The organism is Amycolatopsis sp. NPDC024027, assembly GCF_040638975.1.
GTDB lineage: Bacteria > Actinomycetota > Actinomycetes > Mycobacteriales > Pseudonocardiaceae > Amycolatopsis.
This window is the reverse complement of record NZ_JBEZYY010000002.1, coordinates 515,784-533,249: the sequence shown is the minus strand read 5'-3', so window position 1 is coordinate 533,249 and position 17,466 is coordinate 515,784. Positions and strand designations below refer to the sequence as shown.

General features: G+C 70.6%; 21 protein-coding genes. 12 read left to right on the top strand and 9 right to left on the bottom strand.

Going from position 1 to position 17,466, the window contains the following annotated elements:
• Nucleotides 1–82 precede the first annotated feature (82 nt).
• Nucleotides 83–1,420 carry an FAD-dependent oxidoreductase gene (locus tag AB0F52_RS07385; RefSeq protein WP_360166612.1) on the top strand — a complete coding sequence of 446 codons (1,338 nt, stop codon included), beginning with the start codon at nt 83–85 and terminating at the stop codon, nt 1,418–1,420.
• Here the strand turns inward: AB0F52_RS07385 and AB0F52_RS07380 are convergent.
• Nucleotides 1,399–2,058, bottom strand: a complete 660-nt coding sequence (locus AB0F52_RS07380) for a response regulator transcription factor (RefSeq protein WP_360165668.1) — start codon at nt 2,056–2,058, stop codon at nt 1,399–1,401. The genes AB0F52_RS07385 and AB0F52_RS07380 overlap by 22 nt on opposite strands.
• Complete coding sequence (locus tag AB0F52_RS07375) at nt 1,998–3,821, bottom strand: histidine kinase (protein ID WP_360165665.1); 1,824 nt, start codon at nt 3,819–3,821, stop codon at nt 1,998–2,000. The genes AB0F52_RS07380 and AB0F52_RS07375 overlap by 61 nt, the downstream gene beginning before the upstream one ends.
• A gap of 168 nt (nt 3,822–3,989) precedes the next feature.
• On the opposite strand from AB0F52_RS07375, the gene AB0F52_RS07370 reads away from it, so the two are divergent.
• From AB0F52_RS07370 to AB0F52_RS07360, 3 genes are all read left to right on the top strand, one after another.
• The gene (locus AB0F52_RS07370; protein ID WP_360165662.1) at nt 3,990–4,703 is read left to right on the top strand and encodes an ABC transporter ATP-binding protein; all 714 of its coding nucleotides are present in this window, start codon (nt 3,990–3,992) and stop codon (nt 4,701–4,703) included.
• The gene (locus AB0F52_RS07365; protein ID WP_360165659.1) at nt 4,700–5,434 is read left to right on the top strand and encodes an ABC transporter permease; all 735 of its coding nucleotides are present in this window, start codon (nt 4,700–4,702) and stop codon (nt 5,432–5,434) included. The genes AB0F52_RS07370 and AB0F52_RS07365 overlap by 4 nt, the downstream gene beginning before the upstream one ends.
• A 100-nt stretch (nt 5,435–5,534) precedes the next feature.
• Nucleotides 5,535–5,927 (top strand): SCO5389 family protein, encoded by a 393-nt coding sequence (locus AB0F52_RS07360; RefSeq protein ID WP_086853105.1) that lies wholly within the window; start codon nt 5,535–5,537, stop codon nt 5,925–5,927.
• A 72-nt stretch (nt 5,928–5,999) separates the two neighbouring features.
• Here the strand turns inward: AB0F52_RS07360 and AB0F52_RS07355 are convergent, their stop codons facing one another.
• The 3 genes from AB0F52_RS07355 to AB0F52_RS07345 are packed head-to-tail and all read right to left on the bottom strand — an operon-like array spanning nt 6,000 to nt 7,760.
• Nucleotides 6,000–6,494 carry a protein phosphatase gene (locus AB0F52_RS07355; RefSeq protein WP_360165656.1) on the bottom strand — a complete coding sequence of 165 codons (495 nt, stop codon included), beginning with the start codon at nt 6,492–6,494 and terminating at the stop codon, nt 6,000–6,002.
• 52 nt (nt 6,495–6,546) lie between these two features.
• Nucleotides 6,547–6,702, bottom strand: a complete 156-nt coding sequence (locus AB0F52_RS07350) for a hypothetical protein (protein ID WP_003079060.1) — start codon at nt 6,700–6,702, stop codon at nt 6,547–6,549.
• Nucleotides 6,702–7,760 carry a class E sortase gene (locus AB0F52_RS07345; RefSeq protein WP_360166609.1) on the bottom strand — a complete coding sequence of 353 codons (1,059 nt, stop codon included), beginning with the start codon at nt 7,758–7,760 and terminating at the stop codon, nt 6,702–6,704. Before AB0F52_RS07345 ends, AB0F52_RS07350 begins: the two co-directional genes overlap by 1 nt.
• Before the next feature lie 240 nt (nt 7,761–8,000).
• On the opposite strand from AB0F52_RS07345, the gene crgA reads away from it, so the two are divergent.
• Both crgA and AB0F52_RS07335 read left to right on the top strand, forming a co-directional pair.
• Nucleotides 8,001–8,267 carry a cell division protein CrgA gene (crgA, locus tag AB0F52_RS07340; RefSeq protein ID WP_043787021.1) on the top strand — a complete coding sequence of 89 codons (267 nt, stop codon included), beginning with the start codon at nt 8,001–8,003 and terminating at the stop codon, nt 8,265–8,267.
• Nucleotides 8,268–8,337: 70 nt separating this feature from the next.
• On the top strand, nt 8,338–8,751 hold the full coding sequence (locus AB0F52_RS07335) for a PH domain-containing protein (RefSeq protein ID WP_034284820.1): 414 nt from the start codon (nt 8,338–8,340) through the stop codon (nt 8,749–8,751).
• Here AB0F52_RS07335 and AB0F52_RS07330 read toward each other — a convergent pair.
• On the bottom strand, nt 8,748–9,707 hold the full coding sequence (locus tag AB0F52_RS07330) for a rhomboid family intramembrane serine protease (RefSeq protein ID WP_360165651.1): 960 nt from the start codon (nt 9,705–9,707) through the stop codon (nt 8,748–8,750). The genes AB0F52_RS07335 and AB0F52_RS07330 overlap by 4 nt on opposite strands.
• A gap of 31 nt (nt 9,708–9,738) precedes the next feature.
• Nucleotides 9,739–10,263, bottom strand: a complete 525-nt coding sequence (locus AB0F52_RS07325; RefSeq protein WP_360165648.1) for a peptidylprolyl isomerase — start codon at nt 10,261–10,263, stop codon at nt 9,739–9,741.
• A gap of 89 nt (nt 10,264–10,352) precedes the next feature.
• Between AB0F52_RS07325 and AB0F52_RS07320 the strand changes: the two genes are divergently transcribed.
• Nucleotides 10,353–10,889: a hypothetical protein gene (locus tag AB0F52_RS07320; protein WP_013221986.1), complete on the top strand. Its 537-nt coding sequence runs from the start codon at nt 10,353–10,355 to the stop codon at nt 10,887–10,889.
• A 68-nt stretch (nt 10,890–10,957) separates the two neighbouring features.
• On the opposite strand, the gene AB0F52_RS07315 is transcribed toward AB0F52_RS07320, so the two are convergent.
• On the bottom strand, nt 10,958–11,410 hold the full coding sequence (locus AB0F52_RS07315; RefSeq protein ID WP_103338176.1) for a hypothetical protein: 453 nt from the start codon (nt 11,408–11,410) through the stop codon (nt 10,958–10,960).
• Nucleotides 11,411–11,556: 146 nt separating this feature from the next.
• The gene (locus tag AB0F52_RS07310; RefSeq protein ID WP_360165644.1) at nt 11,557–12,087 is read right to left on the bottom strand and encodes a DUF2020 domain-containing protein; all 531 of its coding nucleotides are present in this window, start codon (nt 12,085–12,087) and stop codon (nt 11,557–11,559) included.
• An 82-nt stretch (nt 12,088–12,169) separates the two neighbouring features.
• On the opposite strand from AB0F52_RS07310, the gene AB0F52_RS07305 reads away from it, so the two are divergent.
• From AB0F52_RS07305 to AB0F52_RS07285, 5 genes are all read left to right on the top strand, one after another.
• A complete protein-coding gene (locus AB0F52_RS07305; protein WP_360165641.1) occupies nt 12,170–12,820 on the top strand; it encodes a hypothetical protein in 651 nt (216 codons plus the stop codon).
• Between the two features lies 1 nt (nt 12,821).
• On the top strand, nt 12,822–13,460 hold the full coding sequence (locus tag AB0F52_RS07300) for a pyridoxal 5'-phosphate synthase (RefSeq protein WP_360165638.1): 639 nt from the start codon (nt 12,822–12,824) through the stop codon (nt 13,458–13,460).
• Nucleotides 13,461–13,516: 56 nt separating this feature from the next.
• The gene (locus AB0F52_RS07295) at nt 13,517–13,669 is read left to right on the top strand and encodes a hypothetical protein (RefSeq protein ID WP_360165635.1); all 153 of its coding nucleotides are present in this window, start codon (nt 13,517–13,519) and stop codon (nt 13,667–13,669) included.
• Between the two features lie 26 nt (nt 13,670–13,695).
• On the top strand, nt 13,696–14,907 hold the full coding sequence (locus AB0F52_RS07290; protein ID WP_360165632.1) for an alpha/beta fold hydrolase: 1,212 nt from the start codon (nt 13,696–13,698) through the stop codon (nt 14,905–14,907).
• Nucleotides 14,908–15,401: 494 nt separating this feature from the next.
• Entirely contained in the window at nt 15,402–17,444 is a 2,043-nt protein-coding gene (locus AB0F52_RS07285; protein ID WP_360165629.1) for an N-6 DNA methylase, read from the top strand.
• The last annotated feature ends 22 nt before the right edge of the window (nt 17,445–17,466 follow it).

Below are 17,466 nucleotides of genomic sequence, written 5' to 3'. Positions count from 1 at the left end.
GACCGTACGCCAAATCACATTTTAGGTTAGGTGATCCTAACTTACCGTGGAGCGAGTGAGCCGATCTCTTCGTGTAGCCGTGGTGGGTGCCGGTCCCGCCGGGATCTACGCCGCCGACATCCTGGACAAGTCCGACGCCGACGTCTCCATCGACCTGTTCGAGCGGATGCCCGCGCCCTTCGGGCTGATCCGGTACGGCGTCGCACCCGATCACCCGCGCATCAAGGGCATCGTGACGGCGCTGGAGAAGGTGCTCTCGAAGCCGAACGTCCGGTTGCTGGGCAACATCGACTACGGCACCGACATCAAGCTCGACGAGCTGCGCGAGTTCTACGACGCGGTGATCTTCTCCACCGGCGCGTCCGCCGACCGCGCGCTGGACATCCCGGGCATCGACCTGGACGGCAGCTACGGCGCCGCCGACTTCGTGTCCTGGTACGACGGCCACCCCGACGTGCCCCGCACGTGGCCGCTGACCGCGTCCTCGGTCGCCGTCCTCGGCGTCGGCAACGTCGCCCTGGACGTGGCGCGGGTGCTGGCGAAGACGGCCGACGAACTGCTGACCACCGACATCCCGGACAACGTCTACCAGGGGCTCAAGGCCAGCCCGGTGACGGACGTGCACGTGTTCGGCCGCCGCGGCCCGGCGCAGGCGAAGTTCACGCCGCTGGAGCTGCGGGAGCTGGACCACTCGCCGAACGTCGAGGTCATCGTCTACCCCGAGGACATCGAGTTCGACGACGGCAGCATTGCCGCGCTGCGGGCGTCGAAGCAGATCGACATGGTCGTGAAGACGCTGCAGGAGTGGGCGATCCGCGAGCCGGGCACCCGCCCGCGGCGGCTGCACCTGCACTTCTTCCACTCGCCGGCCGAAATCCTCGGCGAGGACGGCCGCGTCACCGGCCTGCGCACCGAGCGGACCGAGCTGACCGGCGACGGAAACGTCCGCGGCACCGGCGAATTCCACGACTGGGACGTCCAGGCGGTCTACCGCGCGGTCGGCTACCTGTCGTCGCACCTGCCGGAGCTCCCGTTCGACCACGTCGCGGGCGTGGTGCCGAACCAGGCCGGGCGCGTGCTGGACCTGGACGAAAACCAGCTGCCGGGCGTGTACGTCACGGGCTGGATCAAGCGCGGCCCGATCGGCCTGATCGGCCACACGAAGGGCGACGCGGCCGAGACGATCGCGAGCCTGCTGGCGGACGCGGACACGCTGGCGGCACCGAGGTTCGCGGCCCCCGACGCGATCCTCGACTTCCTCGAAGCACGCGGAATCCCGTTCACCAACTGGGACGGCTGGGGTCGCCTGGACGCCCACGAGAAGTCGCTGGGCTCCGCGGCGGGCCGGGAGCGGATCAAGGTGGTCGAGCGCGAGGAGATGACGCGGGTCTCGCGCGGTCAGGTGCCCGCGCCGAGGTAGGCGAGGACCGCCATCACGCGGCGGTTCGTGTCGTCCGACGCCGTGATGTCGAGCTTGCCGAAGATGTTCGCGGTGTGCTTGCCGACCGCGCCCTCGCTGAAGTGCAGCTTCGCGGCGATCGCGGCGTTGGAACAGCCTTCCGCCATCAGCGAAAGGACCTCGCGCTCCCGCTGCGTCAGGGCGGCCAGCGGGTCGGAGGCGTTGCCCGCCACCAGTTTCGCGATCACCTCGGGGTCCATCACCGTGCCGCCGGCGGCGACCCGGCGGACCGCGTCGATGAACTGCTCGGCGTTGAAGACCCGGTCCTTCAGCAGGTAGCCGATCGCGCCGGTGCCGTCGGCCAGCAGCTCGCGCGCGTACAGCTGCTCGACGTGCTGCGAGAGCACGAGGATCGGCAACCCGGGAACCTCCCGGCGAGCGGCCAGCGCGGCCTGCAGGCCCTCGTCGGTGTTCGTCGGCGGCATCCGGACGTCCACAATGGACACGTCCGGGCGTTCCTCGCGCAGGGCCGTCACCAGCTCCGGGCCGCTGCCGACCGCCGAGACGACGTCGAAGCCGTGCGCGGTCAGGAGATGAGTCAGGCCGTCTCGGAGGAGGTACTGGTCCTCGGCGACGAGGGTTCGAGGTCGAGCTGACACGGGATCTCCAGGGTCGCCTTCGTCGGGCCGCCGATCGGGCTGGTCAGCGTCAACCTACCGTCGAAGGCGCCCAGCCGGCGCTCGATTCCCCGCAGTCCCGAACCACGGGCCGGATTCGCCCCGCCCGGCCCCTCGTCGGTCACGACCACCGTCAGGAGACCGTCGGCGAACTCCACCTCGATCGCCACCCGGTTCGCGCCGTGCTTCGCCGCGTTGCCCAGCAGTTCCGACACCGCGAAGTACACGCACGCCTCGACCGGCTCCTCGACGCGCCCCGGCAGTGAGCCCGCGACCTCGGACTTCAGCGGGCTGTCCATGGCCAGCGCGCGCACCGCGTCCAGCAGCCCGCGTTCGGACAGCACCGGCGGGTGGATGCCGCGGATCAGCACCCGCAGTTCGGTCAGCGCCTCCGACGACGCCGCGCGCAGCTCCGCCGCGAGCCGTTTCGCCGCCGCCGGATCGGTGTCCACCAGTGCCTCGACCGCGCCGAGCTTCATGCCCATCGCGACCAGCCGCGACTGGATGCCGTCGTGCAGGTCGCGCTCGATCCGGCGCAGCTCGGCGGCCTGCGTCACCGTGACGTCGGACCGGGTCTGCTTCAGCCGTTCGACGCGCTGGGCCAGCCGGGTCGACTCGGTCGGCCCGAACCACACGCGGGCGAACCGGGCCTGCTGGCGGGCGAGCCACGGCGCCGCGGCCAAGCCGGCGACCACCATCGCCAGCATGACCGGGGTCTGCGCGAGCGCGCCCAGGTGTGTCGACACGGCGGGGAACGGGGACCAGTCGATGCGCGGCGACACGAACGGCCGCCAGATCCAGAGCGCCCCGAGGCCGATGAGTCCCCGGCTGACCAACGCCACCGTCGGCAGGATCAGGACGAACGAAACCAGCGGGGCGAGCAGGCTGCCGGCGAGGTCGCGCCAGGTGGCGCGGTCGCGGTAGATCCACCGCGTGCGGGCGTGCTGGACCGGCCAGAACGGCTCCTCGTACAACTGCCTGCCGACCTGGTAGAGCCCGTCGGCGCGGGGCACCGGCAAGCCGGGCGGCGGCAGGTACGGCCGCACGATCTGCACCCCGGTCCAGTTCCCGATCTCGCGGCGCAACGTGTCCGTGATCGTCCGGTTCGCCAGCACGACTGGGGTGGCCATCGGCATGAAGAAGACCATGACGACCAGCTGGAAGATCGCGAAGACCAGCTGCACCACCGAAACCGCGAACAGCCCGGCCTGATGACCCAGTGCTTCGCAGTGCCGGTGCAGCCAGTTCTTGCGCTTCGGCTCGACGGGCGGACGCGGCCCGATCCACCAGCTCGTCCACCGGCCGTAGCCGCGCAGCACCACCGGGCCGCCGAGCAGCACGGCGACCGGCAGCAGCAGCGTGCACAGGGGGTTCACCAGCTGCCAGGCGAATTCGCGCATCGTGGCCGGGTCTTCCATCGCCCAGGTGAGCCGGTGCTGCCAGCTGATCCAGAACGCCCGCTTGTAGAGCTGGTTGCCGTCGCGGTACCAGCCGTCGCGCTCCCGCACGGGCGCCGGCGGCTCGGGCCGGTACGGCGCCTCGATCCCGACGTCGCACCAGCGCCCAGCCAGCACGCGCATGCGCGCCGAGCGGCCACGAGCCCACAGGAGCGTGGGACCGAAGAAGAAGACCAGCCCACCGCACAGCATGGCAAAGGTGAGCAGCTGGATCAGGACGTCCACCCAGCTCAGCAACGAGAACGCCGCCAGCGCGAGCGCCCGGCCGATCGCACGCAGGTACGCCATCAGGCACCTCCTTCCCCCGGATCCTCGCCGACCGGCGCCGGACCGCGCACTGCCCCAAGCCCCACGAACGGGGTGGGCCCAGCCCCACCCCCGCTTCAGCAAAACGCTACCTGAGCTGGGGTTTCAGCGTCATTACGGACGCGGCCGCCGGTTCGTAGGTTCAGAGCCATGCCACTCATCGAAGTCACCGACCTCCGCAAGCGCTACGGCACCCGGGTCGCGGTCGACGGCGTTTCGTTCACCGTCGATCGCGGCGAAATCTTCGGCATCCTCGGCACCAACGGCGCCGGGAAGACCACCACCGTCGAATGCCTCCAAGGCCTGCGCCGGGCCGACGGCGGCACGATCTCCGTCCTCGGCCTCGACCCGGCGGCCGACCACGCGGCGTTGACCCGCCGCGTCGGCGTCCAGCTGCAGGAGAGCCAGCTGCCCGCGAAGCTGCGGGTGCGCGAAGCCCTCGAGCTGTTCGCGTCCTTCTACCCGGACCCCGCCGACGTCGACGTCCTGCTCGACCAGCTCGGCCTGCGCGACCACGCCCGCAGCTACTTCGGAAAGCTCTCCGGCGGCCAGAAACAGCGCGTGTCGATCGCGCTCGCGCTGGTGGGCCGGCCCGAGCTGGCGATCCTCGACGAGCTGACCACCGGGCTCGACCCGCACGCCCGCCGCGAAACGTGGGAGCTCGTCGAAGGCGTCCGCGCCACCGGCGTGACCGTCCTGCTGGTCACCCACTTCATGGACGAGGCCGAACGGCTCTGCGATCGCGTCGCGATCTTCGACGCCGGCCGCGTGGTCGCCACCGGCACCCCGACCGAGCTCCGCGCCGCGGCCGGAGCCTCCACTTTGGACGACGCGTTCGTCTCGCTGACCAGGAGCGCCCGATGAGCACCTTCACCAAGATCACCGTCACCGAAACGAAGATCTTCCTCCGGTCGCCGTTCATGCCGATCGCCGGCGTCCTGCTGCCGTCGGTCCTGCTGCTCGCGATCGGCGCGATCCCCGGCATGAGCGAGCCCAGCGCGGCGGCGGGCGGGTACCGGTTCATCGACGCCTGGGTGCCGTCGCTGATCGTCGTCAGCCTCGCGATGCTCGCGCTGCAGTCGATCCCGGCCGCCGTCGCCACCTACCGCGAGCAGGGCGTGCTGCGGCGGCTGGCCACGACCCCGGTGCACCCGGCGAACCTGCTGGTGGCCCAGCTGGTGATCCACGTCGTGGTCGCGCTGGCCGGCATCGCACTCGTGCTCGGCCTGGCCAACGCCGTCTACGACGTCCCGCTGCCGAAGCACCCGTTGCTGTTCGCGGCGACGCTGCTGCTCGGCGTGGTCTCGACGTTCTCGCTGGGCCTGATCACGGCATCGATCGCCGGCACGGCCAAGAGCGCCGGCGGCCTCGCGATGATCACGTTCGTCCCGATCATGTTCTTCGGCGGCGTCTACCTGCCGCGGCCGCTGCTCCCGGAGGTCCTGCGCCGGATCGGCGACTACGTGCCGCCGGGCTCGCAGCCGCTGCAGGACGCGTGGGTCGGGACCGGCGTCCAGCCGCTGCAGCTGGCCGCGCTCGCCGCCTTCGCGGTGCTCGGAACGGCGTTGGCGGCGAAGCTCTTCCGCTGGGAATGACCAGGCCTTCCGCCAAAGTGGTGATGATCATCGTTTTCTCTTGTGGCGCGGCCACCCGGCCGGTAGCCAAGAGGGTGGCCCTGCTCAAACTGGAGGTTCGATGTCCCTGGACGTGTCACCCGCGTTGCTGGAGAAGGCCGAGCGCGGGGAGGTCACCGACGCCGAGTTCGTCACCTGCGTCAAGGAATCCCTGCCGTACGCCTGGGAGGTCATCACCGGCGTCATCGCCGACGCCGAGGGCGCGGCCGACGGCTTCGCCGACAACGAGACGCCGCCGCCGAGCGAGGCCGCCCGCGGGCAGCTGCTGCGCGCACTGGCCTCGGACGCGATCCGCGGCGGCCTCGAGCGGCACTTCGGCGTCAAGCTGGCCTTCCAGAACTGCCACCGGGTGGCGGTCTTCAAGAAGTCCGAAATGGATGGTGACCGCTACCGCGCGTTCGTCTCGCCGCGCGGCCAGCTGCTCAACCAGAGCCCGGAACTGCGGGACTGCTAGCCCGCACCTCCGGCGCACCGGCGTCGCCCGCGTGCGCCGGAGGCTCGTTTCCCACGTCCGGACGCCGTGGGCTCAAGCGTCCAGGCCGGCGAGCAGGCGCGCGGTCGGCAGCCCGGCCTCGAGGTACTGCACGAAGAGCTGGTTGTGCAACGCCCACGGTGAGCGCCGTTGCCGGACCCGCTCGATCGCGGCCGGCACGCCGAGCCCGAGTTCGACGAGCGTCTGCGCGACGACGAGGCCGGACCGGTTGAGCCCGGCGTGGCAGCGCACCAGCGTCCGCCGGCCCGCGCGGACCGCCTCGGCCGCCAGCCCGGCGAACCGCTCGACGTCGGCGAGCTGGGCCTCGGTCAGCGGCCCGTCCGGCATTTCGGCGAAGTGGTGTTCGATGTCCGGCGGCGGCCCGTGGCCCTCGCGCTCATAAAGGCTCAGCACGAGCTCGAACTCGCGCCGCACGACGACCGGCTCCGCACCCGCGCGGAAATGCCCGCCCATCCACAGCCACGGCCCGACCTCGTTCCACGGGTCTTCCGGCGGCCGGTTGGACCGGTCCTTCTGACGTGTTTTCACGGCGGCCCCTCTCCCGGAAGGGCAACGGACCACCCGCCCGGCGGGTTCCGGCTCAGTTGACGGCGACCTCGTTGAACCACAGCCGCGGCTCCAGCCACGGGAACACCACGAACATCAGCAGCGCGACCACGCCGAGCGCCAGCACGACGGCGATCGTCAGCTTCGCCGCGAACGGACCGGGGAGCTTCCGCCAGATCCAGGCGTACATCAGGCCTCCCCGATCTTCGAGAGCAGGTCGCCGTAGTCCTTGACCTGGTTCTTCGGCACCTGCTGGGTCAGCACCGAGGTGATGATGAGCCGCTCCTTGGCGGAGAACTGCGGGTGGCAGGTGGTGAGCGTGAGCAGCGCGGCCTGCTGGGCCTTCGGGAGCACCTCGGCGCCCTTGTACGGGACCGGGTTCACCGCGGTGCCCTGGCTGGGCAGCACGACCTTGCGGCCGAAGGTCTCGCTGTAGGCGCCGCCGTCCTCGGCGTTCTGGTCACGCAGGGTGGAAACGCCCTTGCACTTCGGATCGGTGCCCTTGCCGGCGGCCCAGTCCTTCATCTCGTCGTCGTAGGGCAGGACCTTGTAGATGTAGAAGTCGCTGGAGGTCTCGATCACGATCTGGTCACAAGAGGAGAGGTTGTCCAGGTCGTTGAACGGGGCACCCTTGCCGACGCGGTGGCCGGCCACCGCGAAGTTGCCGGGCTCGCCGGGCAGCGACGTGCCCTTGTAGTGCCCGGGGCCGACTTCGAGGGCCGCGTCGTCCGTGCCCTCCTGGATGGTGAAGTTGTAGTCGACGCCGAAGCTGGGGATGTGGATGCGGGCGAACGCCTTGCCGTCGATCAGCTCGGGGTGCAGCGTGCGGTCGTGCGCCCACTCGCCGTCGAGCTGGTCACTCGCCTCGGACTGCTTGCCCGCCGAGAAGAGGTCGGTCACGTACAGCTCGTAGACCATGAACAGCAGCACGACCAGGCCCAGCGTGATGAGGATCTCGCCGGCCGTCCGGATCGCGACACCACCCTTGCCGAGCGCCGCCGGGGCGGGCTTCTCCTCGGTCGCCGTACCGCCCTTCCCGACCGGGGCGAAGATGACCGTCTCCTCGTTCGCGCCGGGCGGCGGGGTCGGGCCGGTGTAGCGGCGGGGCGGCCGGCCCTGCGGAGGCCGGGGCGGCCGGCCCTGAGCGCCGCGCTGGGGCGGCCGGGGTGGCACCTGGCCACGCGGGGGCGTGGCGGGACGCCCCGGCGACGGTGGCTGGCGCGGCGGCACGGGCTCGCGCGGGGGCATGGGCTGTCCGGGGTGTCTGCGCCGGTCGTCGTCCGGTCCTTCGCGCGTAGCCACGCAAGCTCCTCTCAACCCGCGTCGAACCCTGGGTGACGCCCTTGTCACGGTCCGGGAAATCCGACCACTCCTGGCCGCTGCTTTCCTGCGGTCGTTTACGTTAACGTGTGCACGTGGCGCCGGTTGCGCACCCTCAGCGGGACATCGCCACCAGACGAGCCCGAAGAGCACCGCGAGGAACACACGATGCCCAAGTCCAAGGTCCGCAAGAAGACCGCATACACCCCGCCTGCCGACCGGCGCACGCCGGTGAAGGTGCGGGCCGCCGGCCCGACCGGCCTGGCCTGGAAGATCCCCATGTTCGGGCTGATGCTGCTCGGCCTGGTGTGGCTGCTGGTCAACTACATCGCCGGGGACAAGATCTCCTGGATGGCCGACCTCGGCAACTGGAACTTCGCCGGCGGGTTCGCGCTGATGATCGCGGGTCTCCTCATGACGATGCGCTGGCGTTGATTGTTACTCCGATCAGCGGCTTGACGGCGAATTACAGCGCTGTGACTCATCCCCAGTGTGGATAACCCCTGTGGATAACTACCCCACCTCCTGGGCGCCTCGTCAGGCCGTTGTGGTATCGGCCTGGGCGGTCACCGCGTTGCTGCTGGCCGGCGTGGTCACCGACGCGCTGACCGGCGACCGCGGCGGCCTGGTGCTGTTCGCCCTCGCGGCTGTCGCCGCCGGCGCGTTCGCCGCCCACGCCACGATCGTCCGGCCCCGGCTGGCCGCCGACACCGAGGGCCTGGTGGCCCGGACGCTGGGCGGCACGCACCGGCTGCCGTGGGCGCAGACGCGCACGCGGCTGCGCACCACCAGACGACTCGGCCGCGACGGCGTCACGCTCGAGATCGAGCACGAAGACGAGCTGTACGTCTTCGGGTGGCTCGACCTCGGCGAGGATCCCCGGGACGTCCTGGACGTCCTCAGCACGCTGCGGAGCTAACCGCAGACGTAGTACCGGCCGAACGGGAACTGGACGAACTGGCAGGTCTCGGGCGCGAACTGCGAGCCCCGGTAGACGATCAGGCCGATGATCGCGACGGTGATGATCGCGATGCCGATCGCCTGCCAGCGCGCCTGGCCGATCTCCGGGGCGTAGAGCAGCGCGATGGTGACCAGTGCCCCGGTCACCAGGCCACCGATGTGCCCGAAGATCGAGATGCCCGGGATGCCGAAGGTGATGAAGGCGTTCAGCGCGAGCGTGATGATCAGGCCGGTGGGGTTGAGCCGCAGCTTGACCACGGTGACCGCGTAGGCGCCCATGAGGCCGAACAGCGCGCCGGAGGCGCCCGCCGTGCCGGGGTACCCGGCAGGGTCGCCGAACAGCAGCACCGACGCCGAGGCGCCGAGCATGGAGACGAAGTAGAGGGCGAGGTACCGGCCACGGCCGGTGACCTGCTCCAGCGAGCGGCCCATCATCCACAGCGAGAACATGTTGACCGCGATGTGGATGGGTCCGTAGTGCAGGAACCCGTTGGTCAGGATGCGCCACCACTCGCCGTGGCCGAGGGTCGCATCGCCGTAGAGAGCGCCGTACTGGAAGGCCGGTGCCAGCTCGTTGTCGGTCAGGCTGCCCGCCTGGACGACCGTGAGCAGGAAGACCAGGACGTTCACCGCGAGGATGACCTGGGTGACGAGCACCGACTGGGACAGCCGCGCGCCGAAGACGGTGCGCTGGCCGAAGCCGGATTCCTGGTAGCCGCGGTGCTGACGGCGCTGCTCCTGGCCGCCGGCGTGCACGCAGTCGGTGCACTGGAAGCCGACGGGGGCTTCGCGGAGGCAGTCCGGGCACGCCGGACGCCCGCACCGGGAACAGCTCAGTCCGGTCGGGCGGTTCGGGTGCCACCAGCACCCGGGGAGCGCGGCTTGTTCGGCGGCGGGGTTCGGCGGTTGGTTCACGATGCAACCAACCTACCGAAACCCGGTCCGCTCAGCCTTCGTGGTCGATCGTGACCTTCTCGATGACGACGTCGGTCAGCGGGCGGTCCGCCGGGCCGGTCGACGTCCGCGCGATCGCGTCGACGACGTTGCGCGACTCCTGGTCGGCCACCTCGCCGAAGATCGTGTGCCGGAAGTTCAGGTGCGTGGTCGGCGCGACGGTGATGAAGAACTGCGAGCCGTTCGTGCCGGGCCCCGCGTTGGCCATCGCCAGCAGGTACGGCTTGCTGAACTGCAGCTCCGGGTGGAATTCGTCGCCGAACTTGTAGCCGGGGCCGCCGCGGCCGGTGCCGGTCGGGTCGCCGCCCTGCAGCATGAAGCCGTCGATGACCCGGTGGAAGATCGACCCGTCGTAGAACGGGCCGGAGTTCGTCCCCGCCGCGTTGGGCTGGGTGTACTCCTTGGTGCCTTCCGCCAGCCCGACGAAGTTCGCGACCGTCTTCGGCGCGTGGTCGGGGAGCAGGGTCAGGTGGATGTCACCTTGGTTGGTGTGCAGCGTAGCTTTCACGTACTTCATCGTGCCATCTGCGGCGGGCGGCGCAGAAAAGGGGCACGATAGGTTACGGGTAACAGTGCAGTGTCAAAACGAATGATGAGGTGAAGCCCATGTCCCGGGCGACAGCCCAGGCCGTCGAGACCGCCGACAAACTCGTCACCGAGGGTGTCAAGCAGGGGCGGCGCGCGCAGAAGAAGCTCGCGAAGAAGACGGAACTGACCCGCAAGGAGCTCAAGAAGAGCTCGAAGGCCGCTCGCCAGGAGGCGCTCGCGCGCCTGTCCGAGCTGCGCAAGCCGGGTCGCAAGGCGAAGAAGGCCGCCATCAAGGCCGCGAAGGCGGCCGGCGAGTCGAAGCGCCGCGGCAAGAAGGACTTCAAGGCGGCGAAGAAGGACTTCTACGCCGCTCTGTCCGAGGCCAAGTCGGCCGCCAAGGGCACCCGCAGCCGGCGCAAGTGGCCGTGGCTGCTGGGCCTGGTCGTGGTCGGCGCGGGCGCCGCCTACGCACTGCGGTCGAAGCAGGAGCCGCCGGTCGCCCCGGCGCCGCCGAAGGCCACCCCGCCCGCGCCGAAGCCCGCCGAACCGGCGAAGCCGACCGCGCAGGCGAACGGCAAGGCGCCGTCCGCGGCGCCGGCCGAAAAGAAGAACTGAACAAGACGCGAAGAGGCCCCCGGGGGTGCAGCCGGGGGCCTCTTCAGTCTTGCGGTGTTTCAGGCTGATCAGACGGCAGCGGCGTGCTTGTCGATCAGCTGGCCGAGACGCGGCAGCGCCTCTTCGACGTTCTTCTTGCCGTTCGGGCGCAGCTTGCCGTAGACCTTCTTGATGCTGTCGCGGCTGCTCTTCTCCGCGCGCGAGTCGGTGACGCTCAGCAGCGCGTCGGAAGCCTCGTCCGAGCGGCTGGACAGGTAGGCGCCGAAGTCGTTGCCGCCCTTGGCGCGGTAGTCGCCGTAGAACGGCTCGAGCGCGGAGGCGAAGTCCGGCAGCAGCGTGTCGACGGCCGAGGGGATGATGCCCGGCTTGATCTTCTTGACCGCGGCGAAGCCGGTCTTCACGACGGCACCCGAGACGCCGCCCTTGTCGGAGACCTCGGCGTCGACGAGGGTCTCGAAGTCGGAGACGACAGCCGGGCGACGGCCGGAGTCGAGCAGGATTTCCTTGAGGGTGTCAGCCACGAATCTTGTCCTTTGTCGTTGCAGAGTTGGTGCCCCGCCCCGGGGTGGGGATCCCCGGTGGCTGCGGTGCGCGAGTCCACGAAGCCTGCGCGTGACGCACAGGGTAATACAAGATCAACATCACTCACCCGTGTGGAGGTCGCTACCTAGAGCTTCAGGGCAGCGATAGCCTTCTTGACCACTGTGCGTGCCTTGACGCTTTGCTTCTGGTTGGTCGACGCGATGACCGCCGCCGGCCCCTTCGCCACCGCGTACACGGCGCCGTCATCGGTCGACAAATAGCCCCCCTTCCAGCCGGAAGGGTCGCTCGCCGGGTTGGACGAGTCGACCGGCGCCGCCTTGTTGACCAGCGCCGTCGCCGTTTTCGCGTCCCCGACGTACACCCGGACGGTGAGCTGGACCTTCCCGTCCGGGCGATAGAAGAAGCACGCCGGGTGCGGCTGGTCGGCGGAGACGCGCACCTTCGACACGTGCTGGCCGTTCGCCTCGGCCACGACTTCGCTGCCGAGGTACGGGCAGTCCTCCGTCGCGCCCGGCTGGGGGTCCGGGGGCAGGCTGCCGGTGCCCGCCGCGGTGGACGCCGAGGGCGGGCTGGGCGTCGCGGTGCCGGTCACGATGGTGGCGCTGCAGCCGGCCAGCAGGGCCACGGCGGGCGCGAGAAGTACGAGTCGTCGCATAGCGCGGACAGTCAACCACGAAGCATGTGTGAAAACCGCTGGCTGACGTCGCCTTGACCACCGGGCGTGCGACGATGTCCGCGTGCTCACCCCCGAGCAGTACCTCGGCGCGATGGCCGACCGCATCCAGCGGGCCGGTGGCCGGCTGAACTCCGTGCAGATCGGGCCCGCCACGGCCGTCGTCGGGCTGTTCACCGAGCAGGTCCTGCTCACGACGATGAACTACTGCGTGATCGCCGCCGCCGTCCCGGAGGTCAGCGCCGCGGCGCTGTACGACTTCACCGGCCGCGCGACGCAGCACGCCCGCGCGAACCTGACCGGCACCATGGGCTGGACGGCGGGGTCGGTCGTGATCGCCGGGCTCGTCGGCGGCCGGGTGTACCCGGACGCCGCACAGGCCGCGTCGGCGAAGTCGGGCAACCAGTTCGGCGGCGAGACGCGGATGGTCGCGGTGGACCTCTCCGCCGGGCAGCTGTACGCGTTCGTCGGCGGCAAGCTCTGGGGCGCGGCGATGCAGGGTTCGGTCAACGCCAAGCTGACGTACTGCTTCCCGCAGCCCGCCGAGGTCTACCAGCAGCTCCAGTGGCAGCAGGCGCAGCAGCAACCGCAGCACCCGATGCCCGCGCCGGCGCCGCAGGTGCCGCCCCCGCCGTACGTCGGTCCGGCCGGTCCGCAGCCGCCGGTCTACCCACCGCCGGGGCACGCACCCCAGCAGGGTCCGTACGGTTACTGACATGGTGCAGTTGCGCGGCTGGCCGTCGTTCCCCGAGGAACTCCCCGTGTTCACGCCGGAAACGGCACCCCCGGACCCGCAGGCGTTGTTCCTCGAGTGGCTGACCGAAGCCGGCGAGCACGTCCTGGCGCCGCACGCCGTCACGTTGTCCACAGTGGATGCCGACGGCGCGCCCGACGCGCGCGTGGTCATCCTCAAGGACGTCGGCGCGGGCGGCTGGGCCGTCGCGACCAGTGCGGAAAGCCCCAAGGGGCGGCAGCTGCACAAGGACCCGCGCGCCGCGTTGACGTTCTTCTGGCCCGGCCGCGGCCGGCAGGTCCGGGTGCGCGGTCCGGTCTCCCCCGCCGCCCCCGAGGTGTCGGCGGCGGACTTCCTCGCCCGGCCGCCGGCGTCCCGCGTCGAGGCGTTCATCGGGCACCAGTCCCAGGTGCTGCACGATCCGGCGGACCTGGATGCGGCGGCCGCGGAAGCGGAGCGCTGGGTCGAGGAGAACCCGGACGTGGCCCCGGAAACGTGGACGCGGTACCTCGTGGCCCCGGACGAAGCCGAGTTCTGGCAGGCCAGTCACGACCGGCGGCACGTGCGGCTGCGGTACCGGAAGGCCGGCGACGGCTGGGTCCGCGAGCGCCTCTGGCCGTGACGGCCGCCCTTTCGGGGGTATGCGGGTTCCGCGCCGGTGTGCGCATGATGCACTCCATGCGCTCGAAGATGCTGACCGCCGGGCTGGTCCTGGCGCTGACCACCGCACTCGGCGGGTGGCCGTGGCCGACGCGCGTCCTGGGGGACGACCGGCGCTGGCGGATCCGCACCCGTGTCCCGGACAGCCGGGCTTCACGTGCTCGACCCTGACCGTCCCGCTCGACCACACCGGCCGCGTGCCGGGCACGCTCGCCCTGCCCGTGGCGACCGCGGACAACGCGAACGCGCCCAAGGGCGTCCTGCTGTTCCTCACCGGTGGCCCCGGGCAGGGCGGCGTCGGCACCATCACGCGGATCGCCGAGCAGCGGCTGCCCGAAGTCGCCCGGGACTACCGGATCGTCATGCTCGACCAGCGCGGCACCGGGCCGTCGGGGGCGTTGCGGTGTCCCGGCCTGCAGGCGGAGATGGGCAGTTCGGACATCGCGACCCCGTCGGCCGGCGCGGTGCGGGAGTGCGCGCGCATCCTCGGCGACACGGCACCGCTGTATTCGACCGACCAGAGCGTGGCGGACTTCGACCAGCTCCGGCAGGCGCTGGGCGTGCCGAAGCTGGTCGTCGACGGCGTCTCGTACGGCTCCTTCACGGCGGCTCGGTACGCGATCGCGCACCCCGATCACGTCAGCAAGGTGATCCTCGATTCGGTGCTGCCGCACCACACGACGGCGTCGGCTTCGCTGTACCTGACGGGGCTGACGGCGGAGGCGCGCGTGCTGCGCGCGGCGTGCGTGGTGGCGCCGGCCTGCGGTTTCGACCCGGCCGAGGACTTGGCGTGGGTGGTCCGCCACCGCGGCACGGCGGACGGGGTACGGATCTTCGACACGGTGGTGTCGTACGAATTCGCCGACCCGACGTACCGCAACCCGGCGGCGGGCGACATCATCGGCGCCCTCCACGAAGCCCGCGGCGGCGCCCCGGCTCGCCTCGACGGTCTTCTGGAGGCGTACAAGTCCGGCGGCGACGACCCGGCGGCGTTCAGCGCCGGCCTCCACGCGGCGACGCTGTGCGCGGACGGACGTTTCCCGTGGGGCACCGCGGCGAGCCCGCTCGCGCTCCGCCGTCCGCTGCTGTCGCTGGCCGCGCGCACGCTCCCGGAGTCGGCGACCTGGCCGTACACGACCGGCGTGGCGACGCAGCAGGGGTTCATCCAGAGCTGCCTCCCCTGGCCGGCGGAACGCCCGGCGTCGAACCCGTCTTCGCGGCTGCCGGATGTCCCGGTGCTGTTGCTCAACGGTGACCGGGACCTGTCGACGCCGCTGGAGTGGGCGCGCGAGGAAGCGGCCCGCGCCCCGCGCGGCCGGTTGGTGATCGTGCCGGGCGAGTCGCATTCGATCCAGAACCGCGAGCGCGGCCACGCGGGGCGGGACGCGGTGCTCGACTTCCTGCGGTGAGGCGAAGACCGGAGCCGGGGTCCCTGACTACCGCTTCCGGGATGTGATCTGCGCCATAGCGCGTGGGGTGAGCGCAGGGTTTGCTCTACCCCCGTCGCTCGTAGGCGCGAGATCGGAGCCAGCGATTATCGGCTCTGATGATTTGCGCAGCGTTACTGCGCACAGCGCGCGTACGGCGGGACACTCTCCCCGGACGACCACTCGACCTGGTCCAACACTGCTAAATTACCTGCAAGACGCCCTCCTCCAGCAAGTCTGGGATCGCATGGCTCACTTCGGAGGGGTGCCGAAATTTAGCGCACTGGCACTGCGCATAAGCCAGGCGAAGGCAGGGGGAGATCACATGAAGGCGTTCTTCGAGCTGCTCGGCAATGCGATGCAGAGCAATGGCACGACGTTGCGGCTGTGCTTGCTGATGCTCGTGGCCGCGTTGGCGTACCTCATCAGCCGGCTCTAGCGGGCCGGCCGGAACCAGGAGACTCAGGGGAGTGAAGATGACGGAGACCCGCGCTGCGGACGTCGCCGATCGGCTTTGGCGAGCGTATGCGCCCTACCAGCGGGGCCGGGACTCGGCCGGCGATCTGGCTTCGATGTTCGCACTGCTGGTCCTCGCCCGGTTCGTCGAGCCGAGGCTGGATTCGGCGGACGACTTCGTCAAGCAGTGGAAGCGGGCGGTCACCGAGGCGGAGAACCGGATCTCGCCGGTGATGGGGCTGCGTGCGGCCCTGTCGAGCGCCGCCCGGCAGCCCGGCTTCCCGCTGCCGGACGTGCGCGCGTTCGAGTTCATGAACCGTTACGAACAGCCGGACGACGTGCCGTGGACAGCCGCTTTTCTCCTCGCGCTGGTGCAGCGGCCCACCCCGGCGGAGGTGGGGGCGGCGGACGTCGCCGCGCTGCTGCTCGATCGTCACCTTCAGGAGAGCACCGTCACCGCGGGCGAGTTCCCGGTGCCGCCCGCGGTAGCGCGCGTGCTGGTCGGCCTGACGGCGCCCCGGCCCGGAGACCGCGTTCTCGATCCGGCCTGCGGGTCCGGTGGTCTGCTCGCCGCCGCGGTGGCGCGGATCGCGGAGCACAGCCGCGTCGACGGAGCTTTCGTCGAGGCGTACACGACCGATCACGCCAATGCGGACCTGGCGATGGCGAACTTGGCCGTCCACGGAGTCGATCGGCCCGTCGTCCGCGGCTCGGACCCGGTATCGCTGTTCAACCGCCACGACACCCCCGAGGTCGACGTGGTGATCAGCAACCCGCCGTTCAACCGGCGCATCGAGAACGTCGCAAAGATCGACCCCGCGCGCTGGCGTTTCGGCACGCCACCGGCGTCCAATGCGAACTTCGCCTGGCTCCAGTTCGCGGTGAACCGGTTGAGCCCGGGTGGCATCGCCGCGATGATCATGCCGCCGGCCGCCGCCTGGTCCGGCGGTGGCGAAGCGGACATCAGGCGGAAGATGATCGGGGAAAACGGTGGGGTGGTGCTCGCTGTCATCGCCTTGCCGCCGAACCTCTTCGCGGACACCGCCGTCCCCGTGCACGTCTGGGTGCTCGCCCGCGACAAGGCACACCACCTGCCACCCGGCGGGACGGACTCCGTCCTCTTCGTCGACGGCGGTCGGCTGGGCAGGCAGGCGCCGCGCCGGCCACGCATCCTGACCGCGGACGACGTGGACCGCATCGCCGACCGGCTGCGGGAGTGGCTGAGGTCCCCCGGAACGGATTCCGACGAGGCGGGCTTTTCCCGCTCGGTGAAGCACGAGGAGATCCTCGAGAACGACGGAAGTCTCGACCCCAGGCTGTACGTCAACGTCGAGCGAGAACGACCCGCGGCGGCACCGGACCTCACCCGCGCACTCGAAGCGCTCGAGCACCACGTGCGAGAAACGGCGTTCTCCAGCGCAGAGCTGGCGGAAAGCTTGGCCAGGTACGAACGGCTGACCCGCAACGAGACCACCCTTCCACGCCAGACGCTCGGCACCATCGCGGCGGATCTGCTCGTCGCCGGCCCTTCCGGCAGCCACATCCGCGCCGAGGACTACCTGGAAGCGCCGGGCGTTCCCGTGGTCATGCCCAAGGACCTGACGGACGACGGATTCGACGCCACGGGAATCCGGCAGATCACCGAAGACCACGCCCGCAGGCTGGACCGCTTCCGGCTCCGCCGAGGCGACGTCGTGCTGGCACGCCGTGGCGAGCTGGGCCGTTGCGCGGTGGTTCGCGAGGAGCAGGACGGCTGGGTGTGCGGTACGGGCTGTTTCATCCTCCGGCCCACCGACGGGCTGGACGCCGACTACTTCGCGGCCCACCTGCGGGGTGCGGAGGCGCGCGACTGGCTCAGCACCCATTCGACCGGGAGCACGGGGATGAAGACGATCTCGCTCGCCGCACTGCGCAAGCTGCCGGTGCCGCTCCCCGACCTCGGGACCCAGCAAGCGATCGCCGCCATGATGGCCCGGCTCGATCACCACAAGCGGCTGCTGCGCGAGCAGCTCGACCTGACGCAGGCGATCCGCCGCGATGCGCTGAACTGGCGCCCGGCGTGACCCCCGATGCGCCGCATCCCCG

Excerpts from the sequence above, each read along its gene's own strand:
- AB0F52_RS07285 (WP_360165629.1), top strand. The coding sequence starts at position 15,402 with ATGACGGAGACCCGCGCTGCGGACGTCGCCGATCGGCTTTGGCGAGCG.
- AB0F52_RS07350 (WP_003079060.1), bottom strand. The coding sequence starts at position 6,702 with ATGTACGCCTGGATCTGGCGGAAGCTCCCCGGTCCGTTCGCGGCGAAG.
- AB0F52_RS07365 (WP_360165659.1), top strand. The coding sequence starts at position 4,700 with ATGAGCACCTTCACCAAGATCACCGTCACCGAAACGAAGATCTTCCTC.
- crgA (WP_043787021.1), top strand. The coding sequence starts at position 8,001 with ATGCCCAAGTCCAAGGTCCGCAAGAAGACCGCATACACCCCGCCTGCC.
- AB0F52_RS07375 (WP_360165665.1), bottom strand. The coding sequence starts at position 3,821 with ATGGCGTACCTGCGTGCGATCGGCCGGGCGCTCGCGCTGGCGGCGTTC.
- AB0F52_RS07310 (WP_360165644.1), bottom strand. The coding sequence starts at position 12,087 with ATGCGACGACTCGTACTTCTCGCGCCCGCCGTGGCCCTGCTGGCCGGC.
- AB0F52_RS07370 (WP_360165662.1), top strand. The coding sequence starts at position 3,990 with ATGCCACTCATCGAAGTCACCGACCTCCGCAAGCGCTACGGCACCCGG.
- AB0F52_RS07300 (WP_360165638.1), top strand. The coding sequence starts at position 12,822 with ATGGTGCAGTTGCGCGGCTGGCCGTCGTTCCCCGAGGAACTCCCCGTG.
- AB0F52_RS07295 (WP_360165635.1), top strand. The coding sequence starts at position 13,517 with ATGCGCTCGAAGATGCTGACCGCCGGGCTGGTCCTGGCGCTGACCACC.
- AB0F52_RS07360 (WP_086853105.1), top strand. The coding sequence starts at position 5,535 with ATGTCCCTGGACGTGTCACCCGCGTTGCTGGAGAAGGCCGAGCGCGGG.
- AB0F52_RS07325 (WP_360165648.1), bottom strand. The coding sequence starts at position 10,263 with ATGAAGTACGTGAAAGCTACGCTGCACACCAACCAAGGTGACATCCAC.
- AB0F52_RS07345 (WP_360166609.1), bottom strand. The coding sequence starts at position 7,760 with ATGCCCCCGCGCGAGCCCGTGCCGCCGCGCCAGCCACCGTCGCCGGGG.
- AB0F52_RS07320 (WP_013221986.1), top strand. The coding sequence starts at position 10,353 with ATGTCCCGGGCGACAGCCCAGGCCGTCGAGACCGCCGACAAACTCGTC.